Source organism: Sporolactobacillus spathodeae, from assembly GCF_016908935.1.
GTDB classification, from domain to species: Bacteria; Bacillota; Bacilli; order Bacillales; family Sporolactobacillaceae; genus Sporolactobacillus; species Sporolactobacillus spathodeae.
Genome location: NZ_JAFBEV010000002.1, coordinates 1 through 20912, shown reverse-complemented (window position 1 = coordinate 20912; position 20912 = coordinate 1). Strand labels below are relative to the sequence as shown.

The following is a 20912-nucleotide window of genomic DNA, read 5'->3' as shown; positions in this document are numbered from 1 at the left end:
ACATTCATCTTTTTATTTTCCGAGACAAAATTTGCTAAAAAGTTCATTAATCAATTGATCCGATACAGTTTCCCCAACAATTTCGCCGAGCAAATTCCATGCGTTCTGGATATCGATCTGCACCATATCCACAGGCAATCCGCTCTTTGCAGCGTTTACCGCTTCAACCAGTGCCTTCTCTGCTTTACGAATCAACGCGATATGCCTCGGATTGCTCAGGTAATCCGCCTCATTCTTTTCAATACCTTCATCAAAGAATAATTCACTGATTTTATTTTCCAATGCAGAGATGCCCGTTTCATTGAGAAGCGACAACCGCAGCACAGGATGCGCTCCAGCAAGCGCTTCGACTTCTGCGAAGGACAACTTTGCGGGCAAATCAATTTTATTAACAATGATGATCGCCGGCATATCTCTGATGATTGCCATTAATTGCCGATCCTCGTCGTCGAGTGGTTGACTCGCATTCAGCAAAAACAAAACCAAATCAGCCGATTTTAAAGCAGCGCGCGATCGAGAAACACCGATTTTTTCCACGATATCGTCTGTATCTCTAATACCTGCCGTATCAATTAATTTCAATGGAATTCCATTCAACGTGACATACTCTTCGATAACATCTCGTGTCGTACCAGGAATATCCGTCACAATTGCCTTGTTTTCATGCGTCAATTGATTCATCAATGACGATTTGCCGACATTCGGCCGACCGATAATCGCAGTGGCCAACCCGTCTCTCAGAATTCTGCCTTGTTTCGCCGTGGCCAGCAAATTCTTTAATTGAGCAATGACAACTGCTCCTTTCTCACAGAGCAACCGATTGGTCATCACTTCCGCATCATCATATTCGGGATAATCAATATTTACTTCAACAGCGGCAAGTATCGCAAGCAATTGCGCACGCAGTTCGTGGACTTTTCGTGAGAGATGCCCGTCCATTTGGCCAAGTGCAGCTTGGATGGCTTTGTCTGATTTCGCACGAATCAAATCCATAACAGCTTCCGCCTGAGACAAATCAATACGGCCATTTAGAAACGCACGCTTCGTAAATTCACCGGGTTCTGCCAGACGCACATCCTGCTGCAGCACTTTCTCAAGAACACGATTAACACTCACAAGTCCGCCATGACAATTAATCTCCACAACATCCTCGCGTGTAAAAGTTTTCGGTTGCCGCATCACCGAAACCATTGCTTCCTCAATTTCCCGTCCATTTTCCGGATCAATTATTTTCCCATAATGAATCGTATGGCTTGCCACATCATTCAGTGACTTTGCGCCCTTAAATAATTTATCCGCTGTTGCTATGGCTTCGGGTCCGCTTAATCGAATAATACTAATTGCCCCTTCGCCAAGCGGCGTTGCAATGGCTGCGATTGTATCATAATCCAATTCTATCACCCCTTCCGTCCTATGTCTTTGCTAAAGAAATAGCTTCCGTCGTCCGATTTATCGTTTTTCACACTGCATTTATCATACATGATTCGATTAGAAAAGCAAAAAGGGCAAAATCAACCAATTAAACAATTGATACAAGAAAAAGCACGCCAGCCTGCACGTGCTTTCCCTTCATATATTTGCTTGTACAGCCTTATTCTTTGTAATCACAACACAACGGTGGGGATCATTACCGGATGAGAAAGTTTTCACACCCCTATGATTCGATAAGACACGATGAATCATTTTTCGCTCAAAAGCTGGCATCGGGGGAAACTGATAAGTGTGCCCTGACCGCGCGACACGGTCAGCCATTCGACCGGCTAAGGCGATTAATGCCTTTTTCCGTTGCTCACGAAAATTTTCAGCATCAACAAGCAAATGCATCTGATGCGCCGCCTGCTCATTAACCACTTGATTGGCAAGTAACTGCAACGCATTAATGGTACGCCCATGCCGGCCAATCAATTCTGACGCTTGTCTTCCTGAAAACAGACAATGACAGAGACGATTGTTTCTATCGATCACCTGAACATTAGCGTTCACATTCATTTTTTCTATCACATTTTCAAGATACTCGATTCCAAAATCAAAAGGTGTTTTTTTTAAAGTCACATGGACGAGCGCTCGTCTCAAACCAATACCGAGAAAGCCGACGCGCGGCTTCTCAAGCACATGGATCGTCACCTGATCAGCAGATGCATTCAGCTCATCAAGTGCGAAAGAAACAGCTTCATCAACCGTCTTTCCATATTTTGTGACTTCCCTCAACTTTCCTTAGCGCCTCCTACTTTCGTCGCATCTCGCTTCTCATAGATAACGAAAGTCTGGAAAATCATAAATATATTACCGATAACCCAGTAAAGCGCCAGTGCGGATGGAAAATAAAAGGCAGGAATTGCAATCATTATTGGGAAGAAATATGTCATCATCGCCATTTGTGGATTTCCACTTGTTCCCATTCGTCCCATCATAATCTTCTGTTGCAGGAAAGTCGTCAGCCCTGCAACAACCGGTAAAATGTAGAAGGGATCGGCATGTCCAAGCTGAAACCAAAGAAATGACTGCGTTTTTATCGCTTCGGTACGCATAATCGCCTGATAAAAGGCAAAGAGAATTGGCATTTGAATCAAAAGTGGCAGACAGCCTGCCAATGGATTGATATTATTTTCCTGGAAGAGCTTCATCTGTTCTTCCTGAAGTTTCTGCTGGGTCTTCTGATCTTTTGAACTGTATTTCTGCTGAAGTTCTTTGATCTTTGGCTGCATATCCTGCATGGCTTTAGAACTCTTCACTTGTTTCGCCATCAATGGCATCAGCACGAGCCGGACAATAATCGTCGTAATAATAATCGCTAGTCCATAGCTATTCCCGCAAAGTTGGGCAATGAACGTAATAAACTCAGACAGCGGCAACACAAAATAGTGGCTCCAAAAACCCGTTGAATTTTTGGTTATCGGTTGATTAACATTGGAACAGCCCGTAAGCAGCAAGGTCAGAAATAGAAGGGACCCTACGCCAAGCAATCTTTTGCGCAAAACGTTACCTCCTCGATCGATCCGAACGATGGTTATCAAATTTTTTAAGCGTAGCAACCTTTTTTTCCGGTACCGGATCTAAACCGCCCGGATGAAAGGGATGGCATTTTAGCAAACGTTTTATCGTCAGCCATCCTCCTCGTAGCGCACCAAATCTTGCAATTGCTTCGATCGCATACTGCGAGCAAGTCGGATAAAAACGACACGTTGGCGGTGTCAGCGGAGAAATGAATTTCTGATAAATACGTATGAAGAAAATGAGCACATGTTTCATAATCTTGTCTTACGTCCTTTAATCCGTCATGACGCCTGCTTTTTTCAAAACATGCTTCAAACTTCCTTGAACCTCATGATAGGACATTGTTCGCACCGGACGACGAGAGATAATTATATAATCATTGCCGGTTTCCAGTTTCTCCGCAAATTCACGGAAACTTTCTTTGATCAGGCGCTTGATGTGATTTCTCATAACTGCATTACCCATTTTCTTACTGACCGACAAACCGAGCCTAGCATAAGTTTGACCTGGTTGCGCAAGTACATAAACAACAAACTGGCGATTCGCCATTGATCGTCCGTCTTTAAATACGACTTGAAAGTCTTTATTCTTTTTTAATCGCCTGATTTTTTTCATCTTGTCCCTCCATAATGGGACCGATCCAAATAACGGAAGCTTATTTTTTCGTTACAAAGCAGCCAGACGTTATTTTGCCCGGCTTGCTTGTCCAGTGGTGTTAAATATGCGTATTAATATTGACCGCAGTTGCTTTTGAAAAAAAACCACTGCAAATCATACAGTGGCTTTATGCAGACAGAACTTTTCTTCCCTTGCGGCGACGATTTGCCAATACCTTGCGGCCGTTAGCAGTTGCCATCCGTGCACGGAAACCATGAACCTTTTTTCTGCTGCGTTTATTCGGTTGATAAGTACGTTTCAATTGTCCTCCACCTCCTAAATAAGATATTCAAAGAAACGCTCGCTCCATTTATCGGTGTTGATGAAACTTGCTCTGACATTGGCGCTTGTTCTTTTTTTATTATGAAAACCAGTCTGACTAATTATACGGAGATATGGCGGATAAGTCAAACGCAACAAAAATTGTACTGCAATGAAAAGAACGTATTAAGTGTATCCAGTTTTATTCATAATCAAACGAATTGAATAGCCTTTCGCGTTCCACAAAGATCTGTTCAATTGTCCCAGTTAGATAAATTGGGCATAGTCAAATCCTTTTTTAACAATTGCGCTTGGGTTACTCGCTTGTGTGTAAGGCTGAGTGTTTGCGTGTTTCTCAAAGTTCTTGTCCACAAAAAAACTTCGGTGTTTTTTAATCCTACTCCCGTTTGAACAAATTGTGGATAATTTGACGGCATGTTTCTCTTTTATTCAGCAAATATCGACATGATTTAAACAAATACGCCCTCTGTTAACAATTGAACGGTTCCTAACGTTATCCACTGTGGATAACGTTAGCCATCATTGCGTTGCCAGGGGTTTTTTGATATGATTTGTGTGCATGATTCTCGAAGAAACACGCAGGCAGCACAAAGTTATCCACTTCTTGTGCATAACTTTGTGGACATCTGTTCACCGGGGTGTATGATTTTATCCACAAGATGTTAACTTATGTGGATATCCAATAATCACCCTACTTCTTATTTGTTTTTTCTTGTGGATAATATTGAGAATACTATTGAAACAATTTAAAGCCATCGGGCATAGTTTATTTCGCCTGATTGTTTTTTCTGTTTTTCATTATTTGTCTGCATAACCATAGAAATATATTCCGATTCAAGCAGAATTATGCCTCCTAGCATAAGTCCATTTAAAATACTTCAGTGTGTATCTCCAACTTGTCCGGAATAGTCACTCGGTTCTTGTGCCCGCTTTCCGCTCAGCAATTACTTTTTAGCTGAGGTTCGTCGTCTCTTTCCCTCTTGCCTGCTTTTAGGCAGCAATCTTAGGGAATCCGACTGCGCCTAGAAGGCAGGAATAAGACAATTTTTTTTTGATACTTTTACTTTTTTATTGCTTATTTAAGGGGGATCGCCGCAGTTGAATAACCTTCAGGAAATTTGGGCTCAGGCGCTGGAACTGATTAAAAAGAAACTGAGCAAACCCAGTTTCGAGACATGGCTCAAGGAAACGCGCGCACAATCGATCAACGGACAGACGTTGATCATCAGTGTGCCGAATGAATTTTCAAGGGATTGGCTCGAAGAACATTATTCTCGACTAATTTCAGAGATTCTTTTTGATATCACCGGTGTACGATACAGCATCCAGTTTGTCATTTCTGCAAAAGGCTCTGTTCCATCCGGAAAAAACGCAGTTCCTGTGAAAAAAGAGAGGGATTCGATGAGAGATGAGAATGGGCTGGCGTTAGACAACCGGCGGAATAAACAGGTTCAAAATCGCAGAATTGACGAATTTACCAATAATACCATGCTCAATTCCAAAAATACGTTCGAAACATTCGTCATCGGAAGCGGCAACCGTTTCGCGCACGCGGCTTCGCTTGCAGTAGCGGAAGCGCCGGCGAAAGCCTATAATCCGCTTTTTATTTATGGCGGTGTCGGTCTCGGCAAAACGCACTTGATGCATGCCATCGGTCATTACGTGATTGAACACAATCCAGATGCGCGAGTCGTTTATCTGTCTTCAGAAAAGTTTACAAATGAGTTTATTAACTCAATTCGAGACAATAAAACGATTGAATTCCGTAATAAATATCGCGGTGTCGATGTGTTGTTAATTGATGATATACAATTCTTGGCCGGAAAAGAATCGACCCAGGAGGAATTTTTTCATACCTTTAACGCGCTGCATGAGGAATACAAACAGATTGTGATTTCGAGTGACCGGCCACCAAAGGAGATCCCAACGCTCGAAGACCGTTTACGATCAAGGTTTGAATGGGGTTTGATCACGGATATTACGCCACCTGATCTTGAGACGCGAATCGCCATTTTACGAAAAAAAGCAAAAGCCGAAGGGCTTGATATTCCAAACGAAGTAATGATCTATATCGCCAATCAGATTGATACGAATATTCGTGAACTTGAGGGAGCCTTAATCCGGGTAATCGCCTTCTCATCGCTTAACAATGAGGATATTAATGTTGACCTTGCAGCTGAAGCGCTCAAGGATATTATTCCAGCCGCGCGACCGAAAACAATCACGATCCAAGATATTCAGCTCGCAGTCGGCGAAGAGTATCGTCTCAAACTCGAAGATTTCTCGGCAAAAAAACGAACGAAATCAATCGCTTATCCCCGTCAAATTGCCATGTACCTTGCACGAGAACTGACTGATTATTCCCTGCCAAAAATCGGTGAGGAATTTGGCGGTCGTGATCACACAACGGTTATTCACGCGCATGAAAAGATAACGAAACAGCTCGCGGCGGATCGGGAACTACAGCAGAAAATTAACGGTTTGATCGATCGTTTAAAGGCACCCATCAAGTCCAAATAAATCACAGGTCTGTGTATAAGCACTTGAATTATCTCAAATTGCTACACAGGTTATTCACATGTGGATATCTTACGTTCGAAGTTAAAAAGTGACTTATCCACATATTCACGACCCCTATTACTGTATTTACTATTTTTTAAAGTAATTAATAACAACTGGAGGCACCTGAACATGCAAGAAACGCAAGAAATGAATCAAAGAGGTACACTTGTGCTCAAATTTATGGTATTGAAAGACAAATTGAGTGAAGCTGTCAATCAGGTGATGAAATCTGTATCCAACAAAACCACGCTTCCGATTCTGACTGGAATCAAACTCACTGCGACACATGAAGGAATTACTTTAACCGGAAGCAATTCAGATATATCCATCAAATCATTTATCCCTAAAGAAGAGGAAGGCAGTGAAAACGCAATAATTGATATTCCAGGTAGTATTGTTCTGCCCTCTCGTTTATTTTCCGAACTGGTCCGTAAATTGCCAGATGATGAAGTGTTTATTAATGCGGACAACCGATTGACCGCAGTCATTCGCTCTGGATCATCTGAATTTAATCTAAACGGTATGGATCCTGAAGAATATCCCAATCTTCCAGTGATAACCGAAAAAGAAAGCTGTTCTATCCGCAAAGATTTACTTAAAGATGTAATTAAACAAACCGTTTTCTCAGTTTCTGTTTCTGAAACACGGCCAGTTCTGACCGGTGTCAAATGGACCATCCAAGACAATACACTCACATGTATTGCAACGGACAGCCACAGACTGGCACAGAGAACGATTCCGATTGAACACGGACCATCCGCTACGAACCAGGAATTAGTTATCCCAGGAACCAGTCTTTCTGAATTCTCGAAGATTTTGGATGATGACGGCGAAGAGACGGTGGAAATGATCATGACCGAAAATCAGATACTATTTAAAGTGAATCATGTTCAGTTTTATTCCCGATTGCTTGACGGAAACTACCCGGATACGAGCCGTCTGATTCCAAGCGAAAGCAAAACAACAATCACAATCAGCACCAAGGAATTGTATCGAGCGATTGAACGTGCATCACTCTTGGCAAAAGAAGAAAAAAACAATGTCGTCAAATTGGTGACTGAAGGCGATCAAGCCGAAATATCTTCACAGTCGCTTGAACTTGGGCGTGTGTTCGAGACGATTCCAATCGATAAATTTGAAGGCGAGAATCAGCGAATTTCTTTCAGCGCAAAATTTATGATGGAAGCACTGAGCCGGATCGATGCACAGAGCGTACGCATCCATTTTGTTGGACCGATGCGTCCGATTATCATCCGCCCTATCGGAGATGAACACATACTCATGCTGATTTTGCCTGTTCGTACGTTTTGATCAATTTGAAGAAAAACAGAATCTCAGAGTAAAAGAGGACCAAGCATGGAGAAAAAGATTCGATTAAACCAGGGTGAAACATACATAACCCTTGGTCAATTTCTAAAGTTTGCTGGGTTGATTCAAACCGGGGGCGAGGCCAAACATTTCTTAAACGAAGCAACTATCTTCGTTAATGGAGAACTTGAGTCACGCCGAGGACGGAAATTGCATGTGGGAGATAAAATTCTGATTAATGACCAAGACAGCTTTTCTATAATTGGGTCATGAGAGGAGTCCCTGCTTTTTGTATCTCGAATCGATTGAATTGACCAATTACAGAAATTACGACAGCTTGAAGCTGTCTTTTTCAAATTCGGTCAATATTTTTCTAGGAGAAAATGCACAGGGAAAAACCAACCTTCTTGAAGCTATTTATGTGCTGTCTCTGGCCAAATCCGCACGGACAAACCATGACAAAGATTTAATCAAATGGGATCAAGATTATGGTAAAATAAGTGGTAGACTGGTGAAACCTACCCATTCGCTGCCACTTGAAATCACTATTTCTCGAAAAGGGAAAAAAGCAAAAGCCAATCATTTAGAGAAGCGCCGGCTTAGTGAATATATCGGGCTTTGCAATGCCGTGATGTTCGCTCCGGAAGATTTGGGTCTGGTTAAAGGCGGTCCTTTGTTGCGCCGCAAATTTATCGATATGGAACTGGGACAGATAGCTCCCGTCTATATCCATAGTCTCAGCGAGTATCAGAAAGTGCTTCAGCAAAGAAACGCTTTATTGCGGGAATTTGATCGAAGAAAGTCAGGGCTTGACTCATTCCTTGATATTCTAACAGAAAAATTGTTTGCCTTAGCGGCAGAAATAGTCAGTAGAAGGCTGAGGTTTATTCAGCAATTGAATGATTGGGCAGGGCCGATTCATGCGGAGATCAGCCAAGGAAGAGAGAAACTTGTCCTGAACTACCAATCGGCGGTTCAAGAGGTATTAGAAAGCCAGGATCCGTTAAAAATAGTAGAAGCTTATGAGAAAAGTTACGAAAAACTGAGACAGCGCGAAATTGATAGGGGCACGACTTTGATTGGTCCGCATCGCGATGATCTGCAATTTGTTGTCAACGGTTATGACGTACAGACCTTTGGCTCACAGGGACAGCAGCGTACAGCCGCACTTTCTGTCAAACTTGCAGAAATTGAATTGATTAAATACGAAGTCGGCGACTACCCCATTTTGCTCTTGGACGATGTGCTGAGCGAACTTGACGACATCCGGAAAACGCATTTACTTGCCGCGTTTAAGGATAAAGTGCAGACGTTCGTGACGACGACATCGATTGATGGACTTGATGCACAGCTAGTGAATCGTGCAACATTGTTTAAAATCGAGCGGGGAACTGCAGTTTCACTAAAGGATTGAGGCCATGTTTGTCCATATAGGCAAGGAAATGATCATTGATTCTAATCAATTTATTGCCGTGCTGGATTATCAGAAGGCGAAAAACAGTGGTCTCGGCTCAGACGAATTAAGACGCGAAGTCGTCTGGATAGATAGGGGCGGACAACTGCTAAAGTCAATTATAGTGACAGATAACGGATGGTATCTCAGCACATTCAGCTGTGAGACAATAAAAAAACGAACACACGCAGGCATTGGCCGCCCCATTTTCTAGAGTTGCAGGTTCGAAGAAAATGGCGTTCGTGCTGACAGACCAGACGGGCAGCTGAAAGTTTTGGCAATGTGGACAGCTTGATGATCATCATGCTGTTTGAATGTCTCGCACGGTTGACTTAGCGATGCAGAAACCTCTTTTTTCTGTTTCAATGTGCAGAAAAAAACAGAAAGCAAGTCTGTTTGATTATGTGTCCATTGACACGAAGTTAGGTGGGGTAGTATGAGTGAAGAACAGCAAGCCAAACAATCCTATAATGCGAGCCAGATTCAAGTCTTAGAGGGGCTTGAAGCCGTACGAAAAAGACCAGGCATGTATATCGGAACAACGGGTGAGAAGGGATTGCATCATCTCGTCTGGGAAATTGTTGATAATTCCATTGATGAGGCACTGGCGGGATTTTGCGACCATATACAGGTCAGTATTGATACGGACGGCGGCATTACGGTAAAAGATAATGGCCGCGGTATTCCCGTGGATATCCAGAAGAAAGTTGGGCGTCCTGCGCTTGAAGTGATCATGACTGTGCTGCATGCCGGCGGAAAGTTCGGCGGTGGCGGATACAAAGTTTCTGGCGGTCTGCATGGCGTCGGCGCGTCCGTTGTTAATGCCTTATCAACGGAAATGTGGGTTAAGGTTAGCCGTAATGGAAATGTTTACTATCAAGAATACCATCGCGGCAAGCCCGCTGAAGATATCAAAATTATTGGTAAAGCTGAAGAAACCGGCACGGTTACCCACTTTATTCCTGATCCGGAAATCTTTAAAGAAACCACAACCTTTGATTATGATACGCTGCGTGTACGCGTCAGAGAACTTGCGTTTCTAAATAAAAATATCCGCATCTCAATCGAAGACAAACGTGAGCCAGACAAAAAGGAAACGTTCCACTATGAAGGCGGTATTCGCTCCTATGTCGAATACTTGAACCGCTCCAAAGAAAACCTCCATGACCCGATCGATCTTGAAGGTGAACGAGACGGCATTAAAGTTGAAATTGCGATGCAGTATAATACAGGATTTTCAAGTCAACTCTACTCGTTTGCGAATAATATTCATACCCATGAAGGCGGCACTCATGAATACGGCTTTAAAGTTGCACTGACACGGGTAATAAATGATTATGCACGGAAAAATCAGATCATCAAAAGCAATGATCAGAATTTATCCGGTGAAGATGTGCGCGAAGGTCTGACAGCGATCGTTTCAATTAAGCACCCCGATCCGCAGTTTGAGGGCCAGACTAAGACAAAACTGGGCAACCCAGAAGTACGAACAATAACGGATAATTTATTTTCGGATTCCTTTACGCGCTTTCTTTATGAAAATCCGGATATTGCCCGACTGGTCGTAGAAAAAGGGATTATTGCGGCAAGAGCACGTACGGCGGCGAAAAAGGCGCGCGAATTGACGCGGCGCAAGAATAGCCTAGAAAGCTCCTCACTTCCGGGGAAACTTGCCGATTGTTCCTCAAAGGATGCCAGTATTTCCGAGCTTTATATCGTCGAGGGTGATTCTGCCGGTGGTTCGGCAAAACAGGGGCGCGATCGGCTTTATCAGGCGATTCTGCCGTTGCGTGGCAAAATTCTGAACGTTGAGAAGGCCCGCCTCGATAAGATTCTTTCCAATGCGGAAATACGGGCGATGATCACAGCCATGGGTACAGGCGTTGGCGAAGAGTTCACATTAGAAAAAGCACGTTATCACAAGATTATTATTATGACTGATGCTGATGTTGACGGTGCTCATATTCGTACTTTGTTATTGACTTTTTTCTATCGTTTTATGCGTCCACTGCTTGAAAATGGCTATGTCTATATTGCGCAGCCTCCCCTTTTTCGCGTACAGTACGGCAAGACACTGAAATATGCCTATCGCGAAAATGAATTGAAGCAGCTGATGGATGAGGTACCGCAGAATGCAAAGGCAACGGTACAGCGTTACAAAGGTCTTGGTGAAATGGATCCCGAGCAGTTGTGGGAAACAACAATGGATCCGGAAAATCGTCTGGTGCTTCAAGTGAATTTGGAAGATGCTATTGAAGCCGATCAGATTTTTGAGATGTTAATGGGCGATCACGTCGAGCCGCGTCGTGATTTCATCCAAGAAAACGCACAGTATGTGAATCCGGATAAACTTGATTTTTGATCTGGGATTTGCTGAATCGATAGAGCAGTCACTGATTTTTTTAAAAGGATAAGAATGTATAAAATTGGCGCAAAAAATGCAGCGAAGGCGCTCTGGCGTCTTGCGTGAAAAGCGAGCCAAGTGAGCCCCACCATGCAGGATCGCGCCTGACTGAGGGGATGCGCGGCGGCCGCGGCGAGCAGCCGAAGCGCAATGTTACAAAAAAGACTTGGCGACGCCAAGTTTTTCTTAAGGAGGATGCAAGATGGCAGAACAAGACGAATCAAGAATTCAGCCGGTCGACTTAGGCAAACAGATGCGCGATTCATTTCTTGAATACGCAATGAGTGTTATCGTCAGCCGCGCGCTTCCGGATGTCCGCGACGGATTGAAGCCGGTGCACAGGCGGATTATGTATGCGATGAATGAACTTGGCATCACATCAGATAAGCCGCATAAGAAATCAGCGCGAATTGTCGGTGAGGTCATCGGTAAATACCATCCGCACGGTGATTCCGCTGTGTATGAAACGATGGTGCGCATGGCTCAAGACTTCAGCTATCGCTATGAATTGGTCGACGGTCATGGCAACTTCGGTTCGGTCGACGGCGACCCGGCGGCAGCGATGCGCTATACGGAAGCAAGAATGTCAAAAATATCGATGGAAATGGTGCGCGATATTCGCAAAGATACCATCGATTTCGTCAATAACTACGATGAATCGGAGCAAGAACCGGTTGTTCTGCCTGCCCGTTTTCCTAATTTGCTTGTCAACGGTGCCGCTGGTATCGCGGTCGGTATGGCAACGAATATTCCGCCGCATCAGCTCGGGGAAGTCATTGATGCGTTGCTTGAGCTCAGCAAAAATCCGGATCTCACTGTAGATGACTTGATGCGCTATATCCCGGGTCCTGATTTTCCGACTGGAGGATTGATTCTCGGTCGTGATGGCATCAAGCGTGCCTACCGCACGGGACGTGGATCGATAATTGTCCGCGCCAAAGTCCAGATTGAAGAAAAAGCCAACGGCAAGCAAGATATTGTCGTGACAGAAATACCTTACCAGGTTAACAAAGCAAAATTAATTGAACGAATCGCAGAGTTGGTTAAGGAAAAAAGACTGGATGGCATTACTGATCTACGCGATGAATCAGACCGCGAAGGGATGCGTCTGGTCATTGAACTACGCCGCGATGCCAACGCCAATGTCTTGTTGAATAATCTTTATAAGCATACTGCGCTACAGACGAGTTTCGGGATCAACATGCTCGCACTTGTCGATAAAACACCGCGGATTCTGACACTCAAAGAATGTTTGGACTACTACCTGAAACATCAGGAGGAAGTCATCAGACGCAGGACAGCTTTCGATTTGAAGAAAGCAGAAGCTCGGGCACATATTCTTGAAGGTTTGCGTGTGGCTCTTGATCATCTGGATGCGGTTATCGCTTTAATTCGCCAGTCCAAGACTGCGGATATTGCCCGCGCCGGACTGATGGAAAATTTCAATCTGACAGAGATTCAGGCACAGGCCATTCTGGATATGCGTCTTCAACGCTTGACTGGTCTGGAACGAGAAAAAATTGAACAGGAGTATGCAGAGCTTGTTCAAAGAATTGCTGAACTCAAATCGATTCTTGCCGATGAGCAGAAAGTGCTGCATATCATCCGTAAAGAACTGAGTGAAATTAAAGAGAAGTACAACGATACGCGTCGTACGGAAATCACAGTCGGATTCGATCTGTTAGAAGATGAGGATTTAATTGAGAAAGAAGATATCGTTATTACGGTTTCTCACAATGGCTATGTGAAGCGGATGCCAGTAAACACCTATAAAACTCAGAACAGGGGTGGCCGCGGGATTCAAGGAATGGGGACGAATGAAGATGATTTTGTTGAGCATCTTTTTCAGACCAACACGCATGATCATGTCCTCTTTTTCACCAACAAGGGACGTGTTTATCAGTTGAAAGGCTATGAGATTCCAGAGCTTGGTAGAACAGCCAAAGGAATCCCGATCATCAATTTAATTCAGATTGAGAAGAACGAATATATTACAGCATTCTTCCCAGTTACTGAATTTGATGACAAGCATTTTCTCGTCTTCTTGACCAAGAAAGGAATTACGAAGCGATCGCCACTTTCTGATTTCTCGAATATTCGTAAAGGCGGCTTATTTGCCATAACAGTACGTGAAGAAGATGAATTAATGGGCGTACGTCTGACAGACGGAAGCCAGGATCTCATCGTCGGCACAAAGAAAGGCATGGCTATCCGCTACCATGAAACCGATGTACGGGCCATGGGGCGAACCGCAGCCGGCGTCAAAGCGATCACATTAGATCCAGGCGATGAAGTGGTTGGCATGGGTATAGCTGATGACGCGAAAGACGTACTGATCGTCACGGAGAAAGGGTTTGGCAAGCGGACAGCCTGCAGTGAATACCGCCTGCAAACACGCGGCGGAAAAGGTTTGAAAACCTGTAATATCACTGAAAAGAACGGTGAAATGATTGCAATGCGGACCGTTGAAGAAGACGAAGATTTGATGATCATTACAGCGAACGGCGTGATTATTCGTACCCCTGTATCGGGCATTTCGAGACTCGGTAGAAACACCATGGGTGTGACATTAATCCGAATCGATGATAAGGATAGTTTGGCAACAATAGCTAGGATTCAACGGAATGAGGAAGACGAAGAGATACAATCAGACATAGAGCCGGAAGAGAATAATTGAGCGACATCATCGCGAATTAACTCAAGGGGGGGGAGAACGATGCTTGTTGAAACGCCGATGCTGCAGGCTGGGTACATTGTAAAAAAGGATGTTTTCGCCAAGGCTGTCGATCCGCTGATAGCTGCTGGAACAGAGTTGACTGAGCGGCACATCGAATTTTTAAAAGCTTTTCAGATAGAAAAAATTGAAGTTGAATCGCATTTATCAAACGGCCAACGCGTAAACGCAAAAAAAGCGGATAAAAGCAGAGATGTACAGTCAAATAGAGCGACTATCAAAGAAATAGCTCCAGAGACGACGGATGAGAAATATCGTTGGGCAGTTAGCCACTATACGCAATTTTTTAAAAACTGGCAAGCGGGCACAGCTCTGGATATTTCTTCGTTTCGCAAAGTGATGCTCCCCATGTTAATTGATGCGCTGAATGACCCGAAATGGCTAGCTCAATTTCTGCTAGGCACCTTGCCTTGCCGGAGCCGTTCTGATCGCTCGGTCACTTTGGGTCTTCTGTCGGCATTTCTTGCGAAAAAGATGAAGGAACCTCAGGGTGATGTCTATCAGATAGGCTTAATCGGAATGCTCGCTGATTCCGGGCTTGCCAAACTTGCACCTTCACTGCTGGATCGTGAAGGCAATTTTATCGGTCATGAAGAATCCCTTTATGAACGACATGTGGCAGACAGCTATAATATGATTAAGAATGTGCCAGCCTTCAGAGAAGAATTCATTATTGCGCTGACGCAGCATCATGAATACGAAGATGGCAGTGGTTACCCCCTCCACCTGACAGGTAATCAAATTAATACCTTTGGAAAATATTTGATTGCCTGTGCCAATCTGTTGAATCAATTGGTAAAAATTAAAGTTCCCGGTGCGATTATTCCAGCGCTTGATTGGCTGTCGATCAACGAGTTCCAAAGGCTTCCCAGAGTCGTTTTTAAGAAACTTGAAACAGAATTGATGACGCTGTTCATTGGGACCGATGTTAAATTATCGAATGGTCAATCAGGCAGAATTACTTTTGTCATGGCGGACAGTCCAACACGGCCGATGGTGAGTCTAGCGAACAATCAGGTGATTGCCTTATCGATGAATCGTTCTATCAAAATTATTTCCACCTTGTAATCAATGTAATGAATGCAGTTGCTTAAGGAATGGAAATAAAATCATTCTTCAACAAATGAGAAAAAGCTTTTATAATAATCAAGACGGTTGTTTATGGACAGATTATTTCGGCAATATTTCTCAACTTTTTTGTTAAGTATAAATAGCCAAAAAAGCAGTTATTTTTAGAATAGTGTTATTTTGGCAGGTTACCTTGACACTCTGCAGACCAGTTGATAAGCTAGCAATAAAATTTTCGGATAAACCTTATTATAGGGGGAAATAAGCGTTGATGAGAGAAGATAAGTTCGCCAAAGAATCATTGACATTTGATGATGTATTATTAATTCCCGCAGCGTCGGATATTCTGCCGCGAGATGTATCGGTTGCCACGTCGCTGACAAAGGCATTGCATCTTAATATTCCGATTATCAGCGCCGGCATGGATACGGTAACAGAGGCAGCCATGGCAATTGCTATGGCTAGGCAAGGCGGCATGGGTGTCATCCATAAGAACATGTCGATTGAAGAACAGGCAGAGCAAGTGGACAAGGTCAAGCGCTCTGAGAGCGGCGTCATTACAAATCCTTTCTTTTTGACTCCAGAGAATCAGATTTTCGATGCCGAACATTTGATGAATAAATACCGTATTTCTGGTGTCCCGATTGTCGATAACGTAAAGGATCAGCATCTGGTTGGCATTCTGACTAACCGTGATATGCGTTTCGTCAAAGATTACTCGGCAAAGATTGGCGAGATGATGACGAAAGATAATCTTGTAACCGCATCGGTAGGAACTAGCCTGAAAGAAGCGGAAGAAATTCTGAATCGTAATCGTATTGAGAAACTGCCGCTTGTTGATGACAATGGCGTTTTAAAAGGTCTCATCACGACGAAGGATATTGAGAAAGTCGTCGAATTCCCTAATTCAGCAAAAGATGAACATGGCCGATTGCTCGTAGCTGCCGCCGTTGGTGTCACATCTGATGCGATGGTTCGCGTTGAGAAACTTGTAGACGCGGGAGCCGATGCACTTGTTATTGATACAGCGCATGGTCATTCAAAAGGCGTTTTACAAAAAGTCGCCGAAATCCGGAAACAGTTCCCGAAGGTCAGCCTGATCGCCGGCAACGTGGCAACGGCTGAAGGCACGAAAGCGTTAATTGACGCTGGGGTTGATGTTGTCAAAGTGGGTATCGGACCGGGTTCAATTTGTACGACGCGTGTGGTTGCTGGCGTTGGTGTGCCGCAAATCACGGCTGTCTATGATTGTGCCAATGAAGCAGACAAGCATGGTGTCGCAATTATTGCCGATGGCGGGATTAAATACTCCGGGGATATTGTCAAGGCATTGGCAGCCGGCGGAAGCGCTGTGATGCTTGGCGGGTTGCTTGCTGGCGTTGATGAAACACCAGGTGAAAAAGAAATTTATCAAGGAAGGCAATTCAAAGTTTACCGTGGCATGGGTTCGGTAAGCGCAATGGAACACGGTAGTAAAGACCGCTATTTCCAGGAAAATCAGAAGAAGCTTGTTCCAGAAGGCATTGAGGGACGTGTGCCTTATAAGGGCAGACTGGTAGATACTATTTACCAACTCATTGGTGGCTTACGTTCAGGTATGGGCTACTGCGGTGCAGGCTCCATTGAGGACTTGCGTCAAAATGCTCGGTTTACAAGAATTACCAATGCTGGATTATTGGAAAGTCATCCGCATGACGTTCAAATAACAAAAGAAGCACCGAATTATTCTATTAAATAATTTATTGAGTGTTTATGCAGGCACTGAGAGAAATGAATGGTTTTTTTGAGGCGAATTAGTTCGCCTTGTTTTTCTGTGAATGCGGGCAATGCCCGCATTAATTTATTCGGGGGTGTAAGGATTGAATTTCAAGAAAAGGCTGCGGCATCTGGCAGCATTCGGTCTCATTTTTACTTTGGCATTAGCGGTCTCTTTCCAGGCACCCTTCGCCAAAAATGCAGAAGCCGCAAATACGCTTGGTCTAAAGGCAAAATCAGCGATTCTTGTTGATTTTAACAGTGGAAAAGTATTATACGAGAAAAATGCTGATCAGGTGTATCCGCCAGCTAGCATGACAAAAATGATGACCGAATATCTGGTGATGCAGGCGCTGAACCAGAAGCGATTAACTTGGAATACAAAAGTTTCAATCAGCGATTATGCGTATACAATTTCTCAAAACCGTTCATTCTCCAACGTACCTCTTCGTAAGGACTATCAGTATACGGTTCGCGACCTGTATGAAGCCATGGCGATTTACTCAGCAAACGGTGCGACGATCGCGCTTGCCGAAAAGGTCGGCGGTACGGAAAAACATTTCGTTGATATGATGAATCAAACAGCTAAGAAGCTGGGCATGACGACGGCGCACTATATTAACAGCAGTGGCCTTGATAATGTTGATCTTGGCAAATATGCGCCATATGGCAGCAAGAATGATTCGAATGAATTAGCTGCGCGTGATCTTGCTAAGCTGGCTTATCACGTGATTAAAGATTATCCTGAAGCACTCCAGATTTCGAAAATTCCACTCAAGAACTTTACTGCTGGCGTGAAGACGCCGATTCAAATGGTTAACTGGGATTATATGTTACCTGGATTCGGCGCGGATATGGCTAAATTTACTTATCCAGGTGTTGATGGACTGAAAACAGGCCACACCGATCTTGCAGGTTATTGCTTTACCGGTACTGTTAACCGTGATGGCCATCGTCTAGTCAGCGTCGTCATGGGAACAACATCGGATTCGCAGCGCTTTGAACAAACGCGTGCATTATTCGACTTTGGTTATCAGACGTATTCGCTAAAAACGATTGCCAAAAAAGGACAAAAATTAAAAGATCAGAAAACCGTTGCGGTTCACAATGGCAAGCAGTCTTCGGTCGGTCTTGCATTTGGTCAGCCAGTGAAGACAACGGTGACGAATGGCGAAAAAGTTCATGCAACCTATAAAGTTGTATTGGATCACAGTAAGCTGAATAAAGATGGGTCCATTGAAGCACCTGTTAAAAAAGGTGAAAAAATTGGTTATGCTGTATTGAAAACATCAAATGGCGCTTACGGTTCGCTTTATCCGAATATCGATAAAGTACCTGTTGTTGCTGCTGATCAAGTTGATAAAAACAATTGGTTTGTTAGGATGTTTCAAGCAATTGGCGGCCTGTTCTCTGGTCTTTTCCATTGGATTGCTGGCCTGTTCTAATCCAATCAGTTATCCTGTTTTTTTAAATCATGGCTTTTAATATATCTTGTTGTTTTTAATGGTTTATTACCCTGTGTTCGCTTGCCGCGGACGCTTCCCGCGAGCCTCCTCGTACAGACAAAAGTCTGCGAGGTCCGTCCGGCACGCTGTTCCCGCATGGTGCAAGCACACATTGCCTATGGATCAATTAAACATTAAGTTTTAACAATGCTTTAATCAAAAAAGAGTCCGAATTTTAGTTTTCGGCTCTTTTTTTCAGAAAAAAATTTCAAAATATTCAATACTTATCTTCAAAAAATTATTTTATTTGAATAATATCTATCCGTTTACTGGGCTTTGGTGTAAACTAGATTTACTTGTAGTAGACTAATTCCAACCGAGTAATGGGGGATTGAAATGGCACAGACAGGAACTGAGAGAGTAAAACGCGGTATGGCCGAGATGCAAAAAGGCGGCGTCATTATGGACGTTGTCAATGCAGAACAAGCGAAAGTTGCTGAAGAAGCGGGTGCGACAGCGGTTATGGCGCTGGAACGTGTGCCTTCGGATATTCGAAAAGCAGGCGGCGTTGCTCGTATGGCTGACCCAACGATTGTTGAGGCTGTACAGAAAGCCGTCAGCATTCCGGTCATGGCGAAAGCGCGTATCGGTCATATTGTCGAGGCGCGGGTGCTTGAAGCCATGAAAGTTGACTATATTGATGAGAGTGAAGTTTTGACGCCGGCAGATGATATCTATCATATTGATAAAAAAGCATTTACCGTTCCTTTCGTTTGCGGTTGTCGCGATCTTGGCGAGGCTGCACGCCGTATTGGCGAAGGCGCAGCCATGCTGCGAACAAAAGGTGAGCCGGGAACTGGAAATATCGTTGAAGCCGTTCGTCATATGAGGCTTGTGAACAGCCAGGTACGCAAAGCCATTAGCATGTCTCCGGACGAATTGATGGTTTTCGCAAAGGAATTGGGCGCACCATACGAAATACTATTGCAGATTAAAGAAGCAGGACGCCTCCCAGTTGTTAATTTTGCTGCAGGCGGTGTGGCAACACCCGCTGATGCTGCGCTGATGATGGAATTGGGCGCCGATGGCGTATTTGTTGGATCTGGAATATTTAAATCAGAGAACCCAGCAAAATTTGCTCGTGCCATTGTAGAAGCAACGACCTATTATCAAGACTATGAGCGAATTGCTGAATTGTCTAAGGGTCTTGGTACACCGATGAAGGGCATCGATATGGGTACGCTCTCAGCTGCTGATCGCATGCAAGATCGCGGCGAGTGAGGAGTGTGCTGAAATGACTGTGAAAATTGGTGTTTTAGCGGTTCAGGGAGCAGTCAGCGAGCATGTGCGCGCGCTTCAAGAATCAGGGGCTGAGACGGCAATTGTGAAGAGGCCTGAAGAATTGGTCGGTTTAGACGGCATTGTTCTTCCGGGCGGCGAAAGTACAACGATGCGGCGCCTGATGGAAAAGTATGGGTTGATAGACACAATCCGGGTTTTCGCTGAGCAAGGACATCCAATCTTTGGGACATGCGCCGGATTAATCTTGATGGCAAAAAGTATTGATGGCGAACCTTCACCACATCTCCAGCTGATGGATATTGATGTGAAACGGAATGCGTTTGGCAAACAGGTCGATAGCTTTGAGGCTTCGCTTGAACTCAAGCCTTTTGCAGAACCTTATAACGGGGTCTTTATTCGCGCACCTTATATTAACCGTGTAGCTAAAAATGTTGATGTGCTTGCAACGTATGAGGACCATATTGTTGCCTGTCGCCAGGACCGCTTTCTTGTTTCAGCTTTTCATCCTGAACTGACGACAGACTGGCGCTTGCATCGTTATTTTGTGGAAATGGTTACAGAATATCGCTGACAACTTGCATTTTCTGGATGGTTATAGTAAATTCTTATTAAATGCAAAACAAGCTTGATGACGGGAAACAGTAATGCTGCAAGGCCTGCACAGAGAGCCGCTGGGGGTGCGAAGCGGCGATGTCGTGTGGCATGAATCCAATCCTTGAGAGAAATGTCTGATTCGGCATAAACGGTTCATTTCCGTTAAAGAATGTTCAAGAGGCTACCGGTTGAAGCGCCGGGAGCAATTTGGGTGGCAACGCGGGTTCAATCTCGTCCCTTATTTTTTTAAGGGACGGGATTTTTTAGTGCGCCCGGCATGGGTGACAGCTAGGCGGTGAAAGTCCGCTACAGGCTTGGCAGTAGGAACTGTTAGCTGAGGACAAGGGTGTCTGC

Annotated in this window: 18 protein-coding genes and 1 other annotated feature; of the genes, 12 read left to right on the top strand and 6 right to left on the bottom strand. The window is 44.2% G+C overall.

The window, feature by feature from the left end; translation table 11 throughout:
• Positions 1–12: 12 nt before the first annotated feature.
• From mnmE to rpmH, 6 genes are all read right to left on the bottom strand, one after another.
• Entirely contained in the window at positions 13–1392 is a 1380-nt protein-coding gene (mnmE, locus tag JOC27_RS01110; RefSeq protein ID WP_205005158.1) for a tRNA uridine-5-carboxymethylaminomethyl(34) synthesis GTPase MnmE, read from the bottom strand.
• Between the two features lie 177 nt (positions 1393–1569).
• Complete coding sequence (gene jag, locus JOC27_RS01105) at positions 1570–2208, bottom strand: RNA-binding cell elongation regulator Jag/EloR (protein WP_205005157.1); 639 nt, start codon at positions 2206–2208, stop codon at positions 1570–1572.
• Positions 2205–2975, bottom strand: a complete 771-nt coding sequence (gene spoIIIJ / locus JOC27_RS01100) for a YidC family membrane integrase SpoIIIJ (RefSeq protein WP_205005156.1) — start codon at positions 2973–2975, stop codon at positions 2205–2207. The genes jag and spoIIIJ overlap by 4 nt, the downstream gene beginning before the upstream one ends.
• Positions 2976–2979: 4 nt before the next feature.
• Positions 2980–3249: a membrane protein insertion efficiency factor YidD gene (gene yidD, locus JOC27_RS01095; protein ID WP_205005155.1), complete on the bottom strand. Its 270-nt coding sequence runs from the start codon at positions 3247–3249 to the stop codon at positions 2980–2982.
• Between the two features lie 18 nt (positions 3250–3267).
• Positions 3268–3609, bottom strand: a complete 342-nt coding sequence (gene rnpA, locus JOC27_RS01090) for a ribonuclease P protein component (RefSeq protein ID WP_205005154.1) — start codon at positions 3607–3609, stop codon at positions 3268–3270.
• A gap of 169 nt (positions 3610–3778) precedes the next feature.
• Entirely contained in the window at positions 3779–3913 is a 135-nt protein-coding gene (gene rpmH / locus JOC27_RS01085) for a 50S ribosomal protein L34 (protein WP_010630846.1), read from the bottom strand.
• Between the two features lie 1118 nt (positions 3914–5031).
• Between rpmH and dnaA the strand changes: the two genes are divergently transcribed.
• The 12 genes from dnaA to pdxT all read left to right on the top strand — a co-directional run bounded on the left by dnaA (position 5032) and on the right by pdxT (position 20535).
• Complete coding sequence (gene dnaA, locus JOC27_RS01080; protein WP_205005153.1) at positions 5032–6453, top strand: chromosomal replication initiator protein DnaA; 1422 nt, start codon at positions 5032–5034, stop codon at positions 6451–6453.
• Positions 6454–6624: 171 nt separating this feature from the next.
• On the top strand, positions 6625–7806 hold the full coding sequence (dnaN, locus tag JOC27_RS01075; RefSeq protein WP_239529273.1) for a DNA polymerase III subunit beta: 1182 nt from the start codon (positions 6625–6627) through the stop codon (positions 7804–7806).
• 45 nt (positions 7807–7851) lie between these two features.
• Positions 7852–8076, top strand: a complete 225-nt coding sequence (gene yaaA / locus JOC27_RS01070; RefSeq protein WP_205005152.1) for a S4 domain-containing protein YaaA — start codon at positions 7852–7854, stop codon at positions 8074–8076.
• A 16-nt stretch (positions 8077–8092) separates the two neighbouring features.
• Positions 8093–9217 carry a DNA replication/repair protein RecF gene (gene recF, locus JOC27_RS01065; protein WP_205005151.1) on the top strand — a complete coding sequence of 375 codons (1125 nt, stop codon included), beginning with the start codon at positions 8093–8095 and terminating at the stop codon, positions 9215–9217.
• A 4-nt stretch (positions 9218–9221) separates the two neighbouring features.
• Positions 9222–9470, top strand: a complete 249-nt coding sequence (gene remB, locus JOC27_RS01060; RefSeq protein ID WP_205005150.1) for an extracellular matrix regulator RemB — start codon at positions 9222–9224, stop codon at positions 9468–9470.
• 222 nt (positions 9471–9692) lie between these two features.
• Complete coding sequence (gyrB, locus tag JOC27_RS01055; protein ID WP_205005149.1) at positions 9693–11618, top strand: DNA topoisomerase (ATP-hydrolyzing) subunit B; 1926 nt, start codon at positions 9693–9695, stop codon at positions 11616–11618.
• A gap of 244 nt (positions 11619–11862) precedes the next feature.
• Entirely contained in the window at positions 11863–14337 is a 2475-nt protein-coding gene (gene gyrA, locus JOC27_RS01050) for a DNA gyrase subunit A (RefSeq protein WP_205005148.1), read from the top strand.
• Positions 14338–14376: 39 nt separating this feature from the next.
• Positions 14377–15462 (top strand): HD-GYP domain-containing protein, encoded by a 1086-nt coding sequence (locus JOC27_RS01045; RefSeq protein ID WP_205005147.1) that lies wholly within the window; start codon positions 14377–14379, stop codon positions 15460–15462.
• Positions 15463–15733: 271 nt separating this feature from the next.
• Positions 15734–17200, top strand: a complete 1467-nt coding sequence (gene guaB, locus JOC27_RS01040; RefSeq protein WP_205005146.1) for an IMP dehydrogenase — start codon at positions 15734–15736, stop codon at positions 17198–17200.
• 121 nt (positions 17201–17321) lie between these two features.
• Positions 17322–18662: a D-alanyl-D-alanine carboxypeptidase family protein gene (locus tag JOC27_RS01035; RefSeq protein WP_205005145.1), complete on the top strand. Its 1341-nt coding sequence runs from the start codon at positions 17322–17324 to the stop codon at positions 18660–18662.
• A gap of 396 nt (positions 18663–19058) precedes the next feature.
• Complete coding sequence (gene pdxS, locus JOC27_RS01030; protein WP_205005144.1) at positions 19059–19943, top strand: pyridoxal 5'-phosphate synthase lyase subunit PdxS; 885 nt, start codon at positions 19059–19061, stop codon at positions 19941–19943.
• Between the two features lie 19 nt (positions 19944–19962).
• Positions 19963–20535 (top strand): pyridoxal 5'-phosphate synthase glutaminase subunit PdxT, encoded by a 573-nt coding sequence (gene pdxT, locus JOC27_RS01025; protein ID WP_338062755.1) that lies wholly within the window; start codon positions 19963–19965, stop codon positions 20533–20535.
• Positions 20536–20583: 48 nt separating this feature from the next.
• Positions 20584–20800: a binding site (T-box leader), on the top strand.
• Positions 20801–20912 lie beyond the last annotated feature (112 nt).

What these genes read in the sequence shown, in the direction of transcription:
- yidD (WP_205005155.1), bottom strand. Translation starts at nt 3,249, where the DNA reads ATGAAACATGTGCTCATTTTCTTCATACGTATTTATCAGAAATTCATT.
- rnpA (WP_205005154.1), bottom strand. Translation starts at nt 3,609, where the DNA reads ATGAAAAAAATCAGGCGATTAAAAAAGAATAAAGACTTTCAAGTCGTA.
- dnaN (WP_239529273.1), top strand. Translation starts at nt 6,625, where the DNA reads ATGCAAGAAACGCAAGAAATGAATCAAAGAGGTACACTTGTGCTCAAA.
- yaaA (WP_205005152.1), top strand. Translation starts at nt 7,852, where the DNA reads ATGGAGAAAAAGATTCGATTAAACCAGGGTGAAACATACATAACCCTT.
- remB (WP_205005150.1), top strand. Translation starts at nt 9,222, where the DNA reads ATGTTTGTCCATATAGGCAAGGAAATGATCATTGATTCTAATCAATTT.
- gyrB (WP_205005149.1), top strand. Translation starts at nt 9,693, where the DNA reads ATGAGTGAAGAACAGCAAGCCAAACAATCCTATAATGCGAGCCAGATT.
- gyrA (WP_205005148.1), top strand. Translation starts at nt 11,863, where the DNA reads ATGGCAGAACAAGACGAATCAAGAATTCAGCCGGTCGACTTAGGCAAA.
- JOC27_RS01045 (WP_205005147.1), top strand. Translation starts at nt 14,377, where the DNA reads ATGCTTGTTGAAACGCCGATGCTGCAGGCTGGGTACATTGTAAAAAAG.
- guaB (WP_205005146.1), top strand. Translation starts at nt 15,734, where the DNA reads ATGAGAGAAGATAAGTTCGCCAAAGAATCATTGACATTTGATGATGTA.
- pdxS (WP_205005144.1), top strand. Translation starts at nt 19,059, where the DNA reads ATGGCACAGACAGGAACTGAGAGAGTAAAACGCGGTATGGCCGAGATG.